10 protein-coding genes are annotated in these 14,929 nt (G+C 73.3%); 7 read left to right on the forward strand and 3 right to left on the reverse strand.

Annotated features, from left to right (window positions below; translation table 11 throughout):
- Positions 1-59 precede the first annotated feature (59 nt).
- From WME89_RS47445 to WME89_RS47455, 3 genes are read left to right on the forward strand one after another with little or no spacing between them, the layout of a single operon-like run.
- Positions 60-1,100, forward strand: a complete 1,041-nt coding sequence (locus WME89_RS47445) for a sensor histidine kinase (RefSeq protein WP_438006125.1) — start codon at positions 60-62, stop codon at positions 1,098-1,100.
- Complete coding sequence (locus WME89_RS47450; RefSeq protein WP_438006126.1) at positions 1,097-2,644, forward strand: RAD55 family ATPase; 1,548 nt, start codon at positions 1,097-1,099, stop codon at positions 2,642-2,644. The genes WME89_RS47445 and WME89_RS47450 overlap by 4 nt, the downstream gene beginning before the upstream one ends.
- Positions 2,641-3,045 carry a response regulator gene (locus WME89_RS47455; protein WP_438006127.1) on the forward strand — a complete coding sequence of 135 codons (405 nt, stop codon included), beginning with the start codon at positions 2,641-2,643 and terminating at the stop codon, positions 3,043-3,045. The genes WME89_RS47450 and WME89_RS47455 overlap by 4 nt, the downstream gene beginning before the upstream one ends.
- 10 nt (positions 3,046-3,055) lie before the next feature.
- Here WME89_RS47455 and WME89_RS47460 read toward each other — a convergent pair whose 3' ends face one another.
- From WME89_RS47460 to WME89_RS47470, 3 genes are all read right to left on the reverse strand, one after another.
- On the reverse strand, positions 3,056-3,946 hold the full coding sequence (locus tag WME89_RS47460) for a DUF2267 domain-containing protein (protein ID WP_438006128.1): 891 nt from the start codon (positions 3,944-3,946) through the stop codon (positions 3,056-3,058).
- 272 nt (positions 3,947-4,218) lie between these two features.
- On the reverse strand, positions 4,219-5,688 hold the full coding sequence (locus WME89_RS47465) for a basic secretory protein-like protein (RefSeq protein WP_438006129.1): 1,470 nt from the start codon (positions 5,686-5,688) through the stop codon (positions 4,219-4,221).
- Positions 5,689-6,013: 325 nt separating this feature from the next.
- Positions 6,014-10,126 carry a transglutaminase domain-containing protein gene (locus WME89_RS47470; RefSeq protein WP_438006130.1) on the reverse strand — a complete coding sequence of 1,371 codons (4,113 nt, stop codon included), beginning with the start codon at positions 10,124-10,126 and terminating at the stop codon, positions 6,014-6,016.
- A 216-nt stretch (positions 10,127-10,342) separates the two neighbouring features.
- Between WME89_RS47470 and WME89_RS47475 the strand changes: the two genes are divergently transcribed.
- The 4 genes from WME89_RS47475 (at position 10,343) to WME89_RS47490 (ending at position 14,921) form a co-directional block, all read left to right on the forward strand.
- Positions 10,343-10,792, forward strand: a complete 450-nt coding sequence (locus WME89_RS47475; protein ID WP_438006131.1) for a hypothetical protein — start codon at positions 10,343-10,345, stop codon at positions 10,790-10,792.
- Positions 10,793-10,871: 79 nt separating this feature from the next.
- Entirely contained in the window at positions 10,872-11,303 is a 432-nt protein-coding gene (locus WME89_RS47480; protein ID WP_438006132.1) for a hemerythrin domain-containing protein, read from the forward strand.
- 55 nt (positions 11,304-11,358) lie between these two features.
- Entirely contained in the window at positions 11,359-14,160 is a 2,802-nt protein-coding gene (locus WME89_RS47485; protein WP_438006133.1) for a protein kinase domain-containing protein, read from the forward strand.
- Between the two features lie 17 nt (positions 14,161-14,177).
- The gene (locus WME89_RS47490) at positions 14,178-14,921 is read left to right on the forward strand and encodes a methyltransferase domain-containing protein (RefSeq protein WP_438006134.1); all 744 of its coding nucleotides are present in this window, start codon (positions 14,178-14,180) and stop codon (positions 14,919-14,921) included.
- The last annotated feature ends 8 nt before the right edge of the window (positions 14,922-14,929 follow it).

The following is a 14,929-nucleotide window of genomic DNA, read 5'->3' on the forward strand; positions in this document are numbered from 1 at the left end:
TGGTCAGACAGGCTTCACCCACCGACGCACCGACCGCGGAGACGATCCAGGTAGGACTCGTGTTGATCGAGATCGGGCGAAATGGCCGGGTGGTCTTCGCCAACGCCTCGGCGCGCGAGGTAGCGTTTGCCTATGAGGACCTGGACGGGCAGACTCCGCACGTCACGGACGCCGACGGCAAGCCGCTCGGGCCGCACGAGCGGCCGCGGTCCCGCGCCCTTCGAGGCGAGGCGTTCGGCCCCTCGATGACGCACTGGAAGACCCGTGACGGCGACGTCGCCCTGGTTGTCCGGTGCGACACCGTCGACCAGGAGCGCAGGCTCGCCGCGCTCACCTTCATCGACGTGACCGCCTTCCATCGATGGACCGACGACACGCGCGCCGCGCTCGCCGCGCGCGACGAGTTCCTGTCCATCGCGGCGCACGAGCTGCGATCGCCGCTCAACGCCCTGATGCTCACGATCCACCGGCTCAAGCTGCGCGTCCCGGAGGACGGGTCGTTCCCCGAGCTCGACCGGCTGGTCGACATGTCGCAGCGCCAGATCGATCGCCTGACCAGCCTGGTCCAGAACCTCCTCGACGTGACGCGGATCCGCGCCCGCCGCCTCGAGCTCGAGTTCGAGCTGAAGGACCTGCTCCAGATCGTGCGCGACGCCGCGGAGGCGGCCATCGAGCACGCCCGCGCGGCCGGGACGCCGGTCCGGATCGAGGCCCATGAGCCTGTCCTCGGGCTCTGGGACGGCGCGCGCATCGAGCAGGTCGTCCAGAACCTGCTCACGAACGCGCTGAAATACGGGGAAGGCAGCCCGATCGAGGTCTCCGTCGAGCGCGAGGGGGAGGCGGCCAAGCTGACGGTCCGCGATCACGGGCCGGGCATCGCCGCGGAGGATCGCGACCGGGTCTTCGAGCCCTTCCAGCGGATCGCTTCCACCTACAAGTCGCAGAGCCTCGGGCTCGGCCTCTACATCGTGCGGGAGATCGTCCAGGCGCACGGCGGCAGCATCGCCATCGAATCGCCTGACAGCGGCGGGGCGGCGTTCGTGGTGCGCCTGCCCGTCGCGCAGCAGCGGTCGTCGGAGACAACAGCGGAACACGCATGACGCGAGAACGTGAAGACCATCAAGGCGCACAGGGCCCCTCGCCCGAAGGAGGAGAGAGCGACAGCTCCAGCGCGGACATCGCCCGGCTGGAGACTGGCATTCCGAGGCTCGACTACATCCTGAAGGGCGGCTTCCTCCGGAACGGCACCTACGCCCTGATGGGCCCCCCGGGGAGCGGAAAGACGATCTTCGGCAACCAGCTCTGCTTCGAGCACGCGCGGAGGAGCCCGAGCGGGCGGTGTGTCTACGTGACGCTCCTCGTCGAGTCGCACAGCAAGATGATCCGCCACCTGAGCGGCATGAGGTTCTTCGATCCGGGCATGATCCCGGACCGCATCTATTACATCAGCGGTTACCCGGCGCTCCGCGATCAAGGCCTGCCCGGGCTGCTCGAGCTGCTGCGCCGCACCCTGCGAGAGCGCCGCGGCACCGACGTGCTCGTGATCGACGGGCTCGAGAGCGTCGAGCAGCGCGCGCCCACCGCGCTCGCCTACCGCGAGTTCGTGCACGAGATCCAGGGGCTCTCCACGCTGAGCGACTGCACGACGTTCCTCCTCACGAGCACGCGGGAGCGGTCGCACGCCGAGAACGCGCTCGTCGACGGCGTCATCGAGCTCACCGACCAGCTGGTCGGTCCGAGGGCCGTCCGGGAGCTCACGGTCCACAAGTTCCGCGGGAGCGATTCCCTGCGCGGGAAGCACGAGGTCGAGATCGACACGTCCGGGATGGTCATCCACCCCCGCACCGAGATCCAGTTCGACAGCCCGCGGGCGAGCGCGACCGAGGAGCGCAAGCGGATGGGCTTCGGGATCGAGAGCTTCGACGCGATGATCGAGGGCGGACTGCCCTCGGGCTCGGCGACTGCCCTCCTCGGCGCGCCCGGCACCGGCAAGACGCTCCTCGGGCTCTCGTTCCTCGTCGAGGGAGCGAGGCAGGGAGAGGAAGGGGTCTACTTCGGCTTCTACGAGCCTCCGCCCCGGCTCCGCGAGAAGGCCCGGAAGGTCGGTATCGATCTCGAGACCCACGTCGAGAAGGGCACGATCCAGCTCATCTGGCAGCCGCCGCTGGAGCACATGATGGACGCGCTGGCGGAGCAGCTGATCGAGCTCCTGCGCCAGGACCCGAAGCCGCGACGCCGGCTGTTCATCGACGGCATCGAGGGCTTCCGGGCCGCGTCGGTCTACCCGGACCGGATGGCGCGGTTCCTCTCGGCCTTCACCAACCAGCTCAGGATGCTCGACGTGACGACGGTGGTGACCGAGGAGCTCGATCTGTTCACGCCGCTCATCAAGATGCCGAACCCCGAGCTCGGGAACGTGGTCGAGACCGTCATCCTGCTCCGCTACGTCGAGCTCCGGTCGCAGATCCACCGGCTCATCTCGATCTTGAAGATGCGAGAGAGCCTCTACGACAGGTCGATCCGCGAGTTCGTCATCGGCAAGGGCGGGATCGAGGTGGCGAGCTCGTTCCGTTCTGCGGAGCAGATCCTGTCGGGGCACGCGCGGGTTCTCGGCGGGCTTCAAGAGAAAGAGGAGGATCCGTGACGACCGTGCTCGTGGTGGATGACGAGTCAGACCTCCTCGCGTGCATCGAGGGGCTGCTCGAGGACGAGGGGTACTCGGTCGTGACCTACCCAGACGGCAAGCAGGCGCTCGATTACCTGCGAGGGGCCCGCCCGGACCTCGCCCTCGTGGACCTGATGATGCCGATCATGAGCGGGTTCGATCTCGTGAGGGCCGTGAAGGAGGAGCAGCAGCTCGACGGGATGCCGATCGTCATCATGAGCGCGGTGGAACAGCGCCACGAGCTGCTCGAGAAGCTCGGCGACCGGGTGCACAGCGTCCTCAAGAAGCCGTTCACGGCCGACAAGCTCCTCGTCACGGTCCGCAAGCTGCTCGCGGCGCCCGTGCCCGCCCCAGCGCCAGCGCCAGCGCGGACCGGCTGACGCGCGCGGATCAGATCGCCCGGCGCAGCGGGGTCGGCGGGAACAGGTCCTTCATGTCGAGCGGGAGCTGGCCGCGGAACCCCTCGATCTCCCCGGCGGACACGCTGTCCGCGACCGCCTCGCAGATCGCCTGCAGCACGAAGCCGGCCGCCTCGCGGTCCAGGCGCAGCTCGCGCGCGACGTCGTCCTCGATGGTCGCCGTCGTGATGCGCTTGTCGGGCCCGTCGAGGAACGGATCGAGCGACGGGTGGAGCTTGGAGGGGAGCTGCGCGATGAGGTGCCGCGCCTCCTGGGGCGTCACCCTGCGGCAGAGGTTGCCGAGGACGATCTGGAGCGCGAGCTCCGCGCGGTCGCGCTGCTGGAGGCCGCTGTGGCGCTCGACCGCGTGGAGCAGCCGGCCAAAGGCGCTGTCCGCGCGCGCCTTGCGCCGCGTGAGGGCGCGCACGGGGCCGCGCGAGCGCTCCGGCCGCGCGGTCCCCTCCGGGTGCAGCGCGCCGCCCGGCTTGAACCGGGCGGCCACCTCGAGCTGCGCCGTCACGACGGAGCCGGCGGCCGCGGCGTCGATGACCCCGTCGGCGAGCAGGTCGTCCAGGGTCACGAGGCCGACGGGCCGCCCTTGCTCGGTCACCGGCACGCGCCGACACGCATGATCGCGCATGGTGCGCACGGCGTCGCCGATCGACGCGTCGACCTCGAGCGTCGCCACCTCGTCCGACATGATGTCGCGCAGCGGCGTGCTGCGCGCGTCGAGGTCGCCTGCCACGACCTCCAGCGCGATGTCGCGGTCGGTCACGATGCCCGAGAGGCGCTGGCCATCGTGGACCAGCACCGCGCCGACGTGGTTGTCGACCATCGCCCTCACCGCGTCGTAAGCGGTCGAGCGCGGGCTCAGAACGATCATTCGCGGGCGTCGGTACTGTTCGAGCGACATGGCGAGACCCTCCCCCTGGCAGCGCTGGCGCGCGTGTGCACGCGTGCGTGCCGTGCGTGCGTGGAAGAGCGACTAGCCAGAACGGTACCAACGCCCGCCGCCGCGCGGCCTGCAGGCGGGGAGACGGGCGCCGCCGCTGTTCAGCGGGCCGACGGGAGGTACGGCCGCGTCGAGCGGATCGGCGCCCGGCGCTTCATCGCCGGGCGCCCTCGAGCGGCCGCGGGGGCGTGAGGCCTAGACCGTCACTCGACGACGAGGGAGGAGATCTTGTCGTTCAGCGCGCCGAGGGACGCCTGGCTGGAGGTGTAGACGACCGACGTGCCGGCGAACGGCGAGTCGAGGTACGCCGTGACCGTGTAGCCGGCGGGCACCTGGATCGAGGAGATCCAGTCGTTCCCGACCGCCCGCGCGCCCAGGTCGCTCACGTCGTACTCCCCGCGATCGAGGATGACCGCCCTGCCCCCGAAGCTCGAGTCCTCGTACACGGTGATCCCCGACGTGGCCGGCAGCGGAGCCTGGTTGTTCGAGTACTGCTGCCACAGGCTCTCCACGTCGTGACCCGTCAAGGTGACCCACGTCTGGCTCGAGTACGTGCCGGCGCGCAGGATGTCGTCGAGCGCGTCGACGACCGGCGGCTGGCCCACGCGGTACGTCGCGTCGATCCACTTGAAGAAGGCCGCCGCGTCGCCGTAACCGAACAGGTAGTGCGCCCCGTACACCCATCCGCTCGGGATCGACCAGCCCGCAGCCGCGTTGTTGAGGCCGTAGGCATCACGCACGTAGTCGGCGGTCCCCTCGATGATCCAGCCGGGGACCTGGCCCGAATACCCGGCTTGAACGATGTGCATGGTCTCGTGCACGACCACGTCCGTGTCCTCCGGGTTGTCGAGCATGTGCTGCTTGTTGTAGAAGGTGCTGCCGCCGCTCGCCCACGCGACGCCGGGCTCGTTCGTGATGTTGAATCCCACCGTGGTGGCCGCGGATGTATTGAAGCGCTGAACGAGCAGTGGATACACGGCGTAGAACGTGCACTCCATGTCTTCCAGGATGGCGTTGTCGAACCCCGGGACGGTGGTGACGTTGAGGGTGTAGGGGCTGCCCGTGCCGCACGCCGGAGTCGACGTGCCGCCCTTGAAGTGCAGGTTGTCGAGGACCGTGGACGAGGTCGAGTACGGGAGGTTCAGCGTGATCTTGATCTGGAGATCCGAGTAGCTCTGCTGGAGCTTGCTCTTCACCGTGGACGGCACCGCGAGCACCAGCTCGTGGAACGTGTTGGCCGACAGGCCCTGCAGGGAGGCCTGGCCCACCCAGGTGTTGCTCAAGCCGAGCGTCGCGCTGCTCACGAACACCTGCAGCTGACCATAGCTCGGGCTGACGGGCAGCCGGATGTCGAGCGCGAGCTCGTCGGTGACGCCCGAGAGGCTGGAGAGCGCGGGAGAGACCAGCTCCGCGTAGGTGAAGCTGCTCAGGCCGAGCGCGGCCGTGCCCTCGGAGTGGACCGTCGAGGACGCGACGGTCCCGGACGACGCCGTCCATTGGGTCACGTTCTCGAACCCGAAGACCGACTCCTGCTGCGTCAGCGCAAGCTCGGCCGTCTCGACGAGGTCCTCGTCAGGAGACCCGGCGGCCGCGGTGCAGGCGCTCAGCGCCGCGCACGTGACCAGCAGACTTGCCCGGCTCAGAAGATTGAGTGTTCCGTGGTGGCTCTTCATGTCCTCTTCATCCTTGTGGCGTGCATCGAGGGCGCCCTCGCGCGGCGCGGATCGCCCACGGCCGCGCCGTGCCGCGCCAGCGGGCGCCCGACAGGGGTCCACGCTGGCGGGGCGGGCGGGGCTCCGCTCGTCGGGGCGCCCTCTCGCGCCGTGAATGCTCGGAGCGCGGGCCATCCTTCACGAAATCGTACGCGCCCGCCGCTGCCCGCCGCCGACCTGGATCACGACGGCGCGCGCACGGCGGGGCCTTCGCCGGCCCATGCCGCCTGGCGCGCCGCGAGCCGCTCCCCAGGCCGCGCTCCCGGCGCAGGAGCGCGGCAGGCGATCACCGCGGCGGCTTGTCCGCGGGCGCGACAGGCACGAGCCGCACCATCCGGTGCTGGAGCCCGTCGACGCGCTGCAGCCAGCCGCGCCAGGCGGCGTACTGGGCCACGGGGATCGTCGAGCGATCGAGGACCACGCGCTCCTTCACCACCACCGCGTTCTTGCCCGGCACCTTCGCGAACGAGAGCGTCGCGCGGCCGAACTCGCCGCCGTTCTCGTCGCCGCCGGGCGGGAGCTCGGCGAACGTGTACCCGGCGGGGGCGACGATCGTGATCGTCCGGTGGTGGTGCCGCGGCGCGATGCTCGGCGGGAGCACCACCGGGAGCGTGCGCTTCACGAGCGGCGCGAGCTGCGACGTCATCGTGGACGTGCCCGAGAGCGGCACCGAGAGCTCCGCGCCCTCGCGGCGGGCGAGCCCCTCGGAGCGCGCCTCGTACTCGAGCGACGCCGCCCCGTGCGCGAGGTCGGCCTGGAACGCCACCTTCGGCTTCACGTCGACGGTCGGGAACCAGCCGTACGCGAGGTACTGCTCGACCCACTGCGCGCGCGCGTCGGCCTCGGCCAGGTTCGACCTGAGCTCGAACGCCGCGTCGCCGATGTGCCGCTCCTTCGCCGCGAGCTCGCCCGCGCCCGACGGGAGCAGCGCGATCGTCCAGTCGGCGTCGACGCCGTGGTCGGCCGGCGAGCTCGCCGGCGTCTCCACGATCTTCGGCGGCCCGTCGTCGACGAACAGCGCCAGCGTGCGCGCGTCCATCGCCGGCAGCGGCCCGAGCCGGCTCTGCGGGCTCGTCGCGTCGAGCCACATGCCCGGCGCGCCGCCCGCGCCCGGCAGGTACGCGATGCCGTGATCGAACACCGGGATCGCCGCGACCTCGCTCCGGAGCAGCGACGGCTGGCCGGTGTAGCGCGTCTGGACGAGCACCTCCGTCGCCTCGATGCCGATCGACTTGAGCAGCGTGATCAGCAGCATCGCCTTGTCGTCGCAGTCGCCCTGGCGCCGCGCGAGGAGCTCCTGCGGCCGGTTCGGCAGCCACCACTCGCCCGAGACGAAGTTCACGTAGCGGATGTCGTCCGCCACGAAGTCGAACAGCGCCCGCAGCTTGTCCTCGCGCGTCGCCTTGCCCTTCGTGAGCTCGGCGGCGAGCCGGCGGACCTGATCGTCGGGCTCCATGAAGCCCGCGACGGCGCCCCGGTACCACTCCCGGAACTCGTGCCAGCCGTGGAACGTGGAGCCCACGACGACCGGCAGCACCTCCGCGAGGTGCGGGGCGAGCGGCTCCTCGGGCACCTCGGGCGGGTCGTCCCAGATGAACCGCGTCACCTGGCGGCCGTCCTTCTCCGACGTGAGCACCCGCTCCGCCTTGCCGTTCAGCACGTCGATCGCCAGGGGATCGCTCTTCGGCGAGTCGACGACGACCTCGTTGTAGAGGATCGGCCGCGTGTCGGTCGAGCCGACGTAGTCGATGAAGTAGAACGGCGCGTCGCCGCGGCGGCCGACGGGGCCCGGGGTCCACGAGCGCACCGCGACCTCGACGACGTCGCCGGTCTTCAGCTTGGGCCAGCGCACGAACGGCTTCTGCCCGCCCGCGCCCTGCTCGTCCGGCTCCGCCACCGTGCCGTCCTTGCGGTGCACGCGCGCGAAGAGCAGCTCGGTGTCCGCCGCCTCGGCGGGGATGTCGCGCTCGTAGAGATCCTGATCGGTGCGCGGCTCGATGACGATCTCGCGCGCGTAGTGCATGAGCTGCGAGACGCGCTTGTCCGGGTGGTACGTCACGACGCGCACCCAGTGGAGCTGCCGGTCGGCCACCTCCCCCTTCTTGGCCGGGGTCTGCCGCGCCCGCGCGAGGAAGGCGCCGGGCTCGACGAGGTACTGCTCGTCGCGCATGCGCCGCCGGCCCGGCGCGCCGGCCGAGCCCTCGCCGAGGCGGAGCGCGAGCTCGGCCTTGAGGAAGGGATCGCCGGGCGTGAGGTCGCGCGCCCGCCCGAGCGCGGCGGTCGCGGCCGCCGTCCACGGCGCGGGGTCGGCGCCCTGCCGGACCGCGGCGAGCGCCTGGAACGCGGCGGGCTGGTTCGGCGCGACCTGCGTCGCGTAGGAAAGCACCTCGCGCGCCCACGCGACGCGGCCCGCGCCGTGGAGCGCGCGGCCGATGCGGATGACGTCCTCGGCCGACGTCTGCTGCGCGAGCGCCCCGGCCGCCGCCACCTCGAGCGCGGCGCCGCCCTCGAGCTCGAACGCGAGCACGTGGTCCGCGCCCCGCGACTCGGGCGCGATCTCGGCGAGGCGGCGCGCGGCCCGCAGCTCGAGCGCCGGGTCGAGCCGGGCGGCGGCCGCGATCTCCTGCCAGACGACGACAGGGGTCCGGTCCTTCTGCTCGCGCTCGACCGCGAGCAGCTCCTCGAGCCCGGCCCGCGTGAGCCCCGAGGTCGCGAGCTTCTTCTTCACGAGCGCCCGGAGGACGCGCGCCTCGGGATCGCGCGCCGAGCGCAGCGGCTCCTCGCGCAGCACGGCGGCCGCCCAGTCGACCCGGTCCGAGGCGAGGTGGGCGGCGACGAGCCGGCGCTGCGCGAACGCCGCGGTGGCCCGGTCCTTCTCGGCGAGGCCGCGGGCGCGCGCGGCCTCGAGCCAGCCGCTGCGGTTCGCGCCGAACGGGGACACCCACCCCGCCATGGCGATCGCGTCGGAGGTGACGCCCGCCGCCCGCGTCACGCGGTCGAGCAGCCCGGGCGCGCGGGGCGATCGCTGGTCGTCCGCGCCGCCGAGCGTGCGGAGCACGACGGCCGTGAGGATCGGATCGAGGGCCTGCGAGGCGCCCGCGTCGAGCGCCCTGTCGAGCGCCGTCCTGATCTCGGTGGCGGTCGAGCGCGCGGCCGGGGGCAGCGTGAGCGGCGTGAGATCCGACGAGGTCGCGAGCGCCACCGGCCGGCGCTGCTCGTCGGTGAAGCGCACGCGGGCGCGCCCCTCGTCGGCGATCGCCCCGGTGCACACCTTGAGGGCGAGCAGGTGATCGCCCGCGGGCGCCTCGATGCGCGCGGCGACGCGGTCGAGCACGAGGCGCTCGTGGGCCACGTCGCTCGCGGCGACGTCGGCGCCGTCCCAGACGAGCCGCACGGCGCCGGCCCCGGCGACGTGGGCGAGGATCGGCTTGCGATCGAGCGCGGCGGGGACGGTCACGCGCGAGGCGAGGTACGTGCAGCTCTCGGCGCGGGGGTGGATGTAGAGGTCGAGCGGCACGCCGCGCGCGGTCGACGCGGCGGGCAGCACCCGGCGCCACGCGACGTCGTACACGCCCCACGCGTAGCGGGCGCTCATGTCGGAGAAGCGCTGGCCCTCCGCCTCGGGCCCCTCGCGGCGCGCGAGCCCGCCGCCCGAGTTGTCCTGGAACGGCCCGAGGATCGCGAACGCCTTCACGAGCCCCGACGGATCCGGCGGCGCGTCGTACGAGACGGCGCGCGCGCCGGGCCACGTCGCGGCCGGCGGCTCGGGGGCGAGCGAGGCCGCGAGCCAGCGCGCCTCGTCGGCGAGCGGCGACGGGGACGCGGCGATCTGCGCGAGGGCCTCGCGCGCGCGGCCCTGCGCGGCGCGGCCTGCGAGCGACGCGGCGATCACGAGCCCGGCGATCGCGTCGTCACCGCCCCGCCGCGCGCGGGCCAGCGCGGCGCCGAGCATCTCGTCGGGCGTCGCGGCGGTCCACCGCAGCGTCGGCACGATGGCCGCGCGCTTCTCGGTCCCCTGCGCGCCGCCCACGGCGGGCGCGCGCGCCTCCACCTTCGCGCCGGTCGGACGCCGCACCGGCGCCCCGCCCGCCGCGGGCGCCGTCGCGTCCGCCTTCGCTCCGCCGGGGCGCGGCGCCTGCGCGCCGCCCGCCGCGGGCGCTGTCGCGTCCGCCTTCGCTCCGCCGGGGCGCGGCGCCTGCGCGCCGCCCGCCGCGGGCGCTGTCGCGTCCGCCTTCGCTCCGCCGGGGCGCGGCGCCTGCGCGTTGCCCACCGCGGGCGCGACGGCGAGGGCGAGCAGCGCCGCGATCCACCCGCCTCGGCGCGCGGCGCGGGCCTGCGCGCGCCGATCCCGTCCGTCTCGTCGACCTCGTCGTTCTTCCCCCGGCGAGCTCCGCTCCATCGATCCTCGCTTCCAGGCCACGGCATAGCGCGAGCACGATCGCGGCGCGAGCGCGGCGATCGCCGCAGCGCACCGCGCGGACGTGACCGCCCCGCGACGCTGTGCGCGAACTTGGCCGGCGCGTGCGGGAACGCCATGCGCGAACTTGGCCGGCGCGCGCGGGAACGCCGTGCGCGAACTTGGCCGGCGCGCGCGCGGTTCACTAAACGTGCTCCCATGCGCCACGCGTCACGATGGCTGTTCTCGGCGGTGATGGCCCTGACCACGCTCATGGCCTCGCCAGCGTTGACCTTCGCCCGCGACACCAAGGTCGAGTGGAAGAGCGTCGACGTGCCCGCGGGCGAAGGTCAGACCCAGCGGGCGCGCACGCTGCGCGGCCTGCTCGCGAGCGCCGCGAAGAAGGCGGACTTCGGCAAGACGAAATCGGTCGTGCTGAGCGCGCGCGTCGTCGAGTTCACCTCGTCCACGCGGGGCGACATCCATCGCGTGAGCTGCACCGTCGTCGGCCGCGTCGTCGGCGGCCCCACGGCCCGCTCGCGCATCTCGTTCGGCGGCCGGCCGAGCGAGCGACAGGCGCTGGAGAAGCAGGTGCTCACGATGGTCGCCAACGGCGTGGTCGGCAGGCTCGCCGCCATCGTCCGCGCCCGGGAGACCCCGCGCGACTGAGCCAGCCGGCCGCGCTCCCGGATCGCGCCGCGCCCCGCTCGACCCTCGCCGCGATCTGGACTACGAGGGCCCGCGCGTCATGGAACTGGACCGGATGGTGAACGAGCTCTTCCAGGAGGAGGAGCTCGCCCGCGACACGGCGAAGAAGCTGATCGCGATGGCGCAGCGCTCCGCGGACGAGGCGAGCGCCGAGCGCGAGGGCCTGCTCGCCTTCCTGCGCGGGCCCATGGAGCGGCACATGCGCTGCGAAGAGGCGGCCATCTTCCCGCATTTCCAGGCCCGCGGGCTCGCCGAGGAGGTCCAGGTCGCGCTGAAGCAGCACGCCGCGGTGCGCGATGCAACCGAGTCGCTCGCGAGCGCCGCGTCGGGCGGCGACGTCGCGGGGGTCGTCGCGCACGTCGCCCGGCTGCTCCTGCACCATACAAATTTCGAGGGCGACTACATTTATCCAGAGCTCACCCACGACGAGTGGCGCGAGCTGATGAAGGAAACAGTTCGTCAGGGCATCTGAGGTGGTACGCAGGAACTCGACACGGATGTTCCCCTCGACGTAGGCTTTCGCCGCCGTGTCTATCGCTGCTGGTCAGGTGCTGAGCGAGCGCTACCGCCTCATCCGACCCGTGGGGCAGGGCGCACAAGCCTCGGTGTGGGTCGCCGAGCACCTGGCCCTCAGCACGCACGTCGCGGTCAAGCTGATCGATCCCGAGCTCGCGAAGCAGGAGGACGCGCGCGAGCGGTTCCGCCGCGAGGCGACGGCCGCTGCGCAGCTGCGCAGCGCGCACGTCGTGCAGATCCTCGACCACGGCATCGAGGGGGAGCAGCCGTTCATCGTGATGGAGCTGCTCGAGGGCGAGGACCTCTTCGAGCGGCTCGCGCGCCGGCGCCGCCTCTCGCTCCAGGAGACGTCGAAGATCGTGACGCATGTCACGCGCGCGCTCACCCGCGCGCACGGGGCCGGCATCGTGCACCGCGACCTCAAGCCGGAGAACTTCTTCATCTGCGCGAACGAGGACGACGAGGTCGTCAAGATCCTCGACTTCGGCATCGCCAAGGTGAAGGGCCAGGGGAAGCGGGCCGCCCAGCGCACCACCGTCGGCACGCTCATGGGCACGCCGCACTACATGAGCCCGGAGCAGGTGAAGGGGCTCCGGGAGGTCGACTTCCGCGCCGACATCTGGGCGCTCGGCGTCATCGCCTACCAGTGCGTCACGGGCGAGCTGCCGTTCGACAGCGAGGGTGTCGGCGACCTGCTGATCAAGATCTCGGTCGGCGAGATCCCGGTCCCCTCGCGGGTGAACCCGGAGCTGCCGCCGACCTTCGACGCGTGGTTCGCGCGCGCGTGCGATCGCGAGCCGGAGCGGCGCTTCAGCAGCGCGCGCGACCTCGCGGAGTCGCTCGCCCGCATCGCCGACCTGGCGGCCGACTCGACGGGCAGCGTGAGCTCGCCGCGGCCGCCGCCGATGCCGCCCCGGTCCGCGCCGACCCGGCCGCCGGCGGCCCCGCCGCGGCCGGCGACCGGCTCGACGATCCCGAAGGCGCCGCCGCTCCCCCGGATGGCGGACACCGCGTCCGGTACGCCGGCGGCGGCTCCCGAGCGGACGCTGAGCGAGCGGCCCGCGGACGCCGCCGCCAGCCCGCTGTCGACGAACCCGAGCGCGAGGACGCCGGCGCGGCTCACCGACAGGCCGCCGGCGCCGCCGCGGCTCACCGACAGGCCGCCAGCGCCGCCCCGGCTCACCGAGCGATCGCCGGCGCCGCCGCTGGTCCAGCCCGGCGAGCAGCCGGCCGCCTCGTCTCGGCTCGGCGAGCGCTCACCGCTCAGCGAGCGCTCGCCGCTCTCTTCCCGGCTCGGCGACCGGCCGCCGGCGCCGCCGCGGCTCACCGACCGGCCGCCAGCGCCGCCGCGGCCCGGCGGCAGCGCTTCGCAGACGCCGCTCTCGCAGACGCCGCCGCTCTCCCAGGCGCCGCCGCTCTCGCAGGCGCCGCCGCTCCCCCAAGCGCCGCCGCTCTCCACGAGGGCGCCGCTCTCCACGAGGGCGTCGCTCTCGCAGGCGCCGCCGCTCCCCCAGGCGCCGCCGCTCGCGACGAGCGCGCCGCTCTCGCAGGCGCCGCCGCTCCCCATGAGGGCGCCGCTCTCGCAGGCGCCGCCGCTCCCCATGAGGGCGTCGCTCTCGCAGGCGCCGCCGCTCCCCCAGGCGCCGCCGCTCGCGACGAGCGCGCCGCTCGCGCCGCAGCCGGATGACGCCCCGCCCCCGGACGACAGCCTCGAGGCTGCGCCCGGCTCGCAGCCGATCCCGCTCACGGGAGCGCACCGGCGGCCAGACGACAGCGCGCCCTCGCTCCTCGATGTCGACATCGAGGAGTTCGAAGAGGACCAGATCGACACCGACGTCGATGAGCCCTGGGTGCAGCCGTCCACGTCCACGCCCGCGGCGCTCGCGCCCCAAGCGGACGCGGGGCAGACGTCCCAGGAGCTCGCGTCGCCGGAGCCCCAGCACGGCACGCCCGTCGCTCCGAGCGCACCGGCAGCGCAGGCCGACGCGGCGCAGGCCGACGCAGCGCAGGCCGACGCGGCGCAGGCCACCACGGCGCAGCCGTCTCCGCCGCAGGCGCCCTCGCTGCAGGCGGCCGCGCCGGCGACGGCAGGGATCGAGCGCGACGCGCCGCCGGGCCAGGAGCCGCTCGATCCGCAGCGCGACGGCGTCGAGCGAGCGCCGGCCGCGGCGGCCGCGGCCATCGCCGTCGCGCCTCCGCTCGCCCCGCAGCGCGCGTCGCGGCCGCTCGAGCAGCCGGCCGCGCCCGCCCCGGTCCGGCCGGCGCGCGCCGCGCGCTCCGACCAGTCGCCAGACCACTGGATGAAGAGCTCCAGCGTGAGCGGTCTGGCGCACGAGGGCGCGCTGCCGGAGCCGGAGTTCGACGGCGGCTCGCGACGTCGCCGGCTCGTCCGCTGGGGAGCGCTCGCGCTGCTGGTCGCCGCCGGCGCCGTCGCCTGGCAGGTCGTTCGCTCGCAGCGCCCGCCGCGCGCCGAGCCGGCAGCCGAGAGCGCGCCGCCTGAGCCGCCGGCCACCGCCGCGGAGCCGGCGCCGCCGCAGGAGCCGGCGCCCCCGCCCGGCGACACAGCGCCGGTCGCGTCCGCGGCCCCGACGGGACAGCCCTCGGCCAGCGCCGCCGCGACGGCGACGACGACGGCGCCGCGCAAGCGGCGCGCGCCGCCGCCGAAGAAGCCGCGGAAGCAGCCTTCCAAGGTGGACGACCTGACGATCGAGATCCCGGACCCGGCCTCGGAGCCGGCCGAGGCCGAGCCGGCTTCACCCTCGGAGCCGTCCCCCGCGCCCGAGCCGCCTCCTCAGGAAGAATCGACCCCGTAGGCAGAATAAAAGAGTGGATGGAAACGACGGCATACCAGCAGTACTCCGAGGAATCCGGCGACTGGTTGAGGAAGGGGAGGGCTCGGCTGCTGGCCCATCTGGTGCGCGAGTTCGGCCCCGGCCGGAGGCCGCTCGAGCTGCTGGAGGTCGGCGCCGGCGTCGGCCAGAACCTCGGTGTCCTCGCGGAGTTCGGCGCCGTCGACGCCAACGAGGTGAGCCCTCTCGGACAGGAGGCCATCGCGAAGGCCGGCGCGGCGAGGACGCTTTACAGCGCGTCCCTCCCCTTCGAGCTCGACCGTCGCTATGACGTGATCTGCGCGCTCGACGTCATCGAGCACATCGAGGACGACCGCGCCGCGCTCCTCTGGATCCATGATCACCTGAGCCCCGGCGGGATCTTCGTCGCCACGGTGCCGGCGTATCCGTGGTTGTTCAGCGACCACGATCGCGCGCTCCAGCACTTCCGCCGGTACACCGCTGGCAGCTTCCGCGCCGCGCTGCCGGCCGGCTTCCACGTGGAGGCCTGTGCCTACTTCAACCAGCTGCTCTTTCCCGCCGCGGTCGGCTCGCGCGCCGTCTGGAGCGCCGCGCGCAAGCTGCGCCCGGGCAAGGGCAGCATGAAGCAGCCCTCGCCGAAGTCGGGCCTCGCCTCTTCGGCGCTCGAGGTCGTCCTCGGCGCCGAGGTCGACCTCATCGCGCGCGGCTACCGGCCGCGCTTCGGGTTGTCGGTCTTCTGCGTGGCGCGGCGCCAGGCGGCCTGAGGCAGCGC

The organism is Sorangium sp. So ce321, assembly GCF_051530195.1.
GTDB lineage: Bacteria > Myxococcota_A > Polyangia > Polyangiales > Polyangiaceae > Sorangium.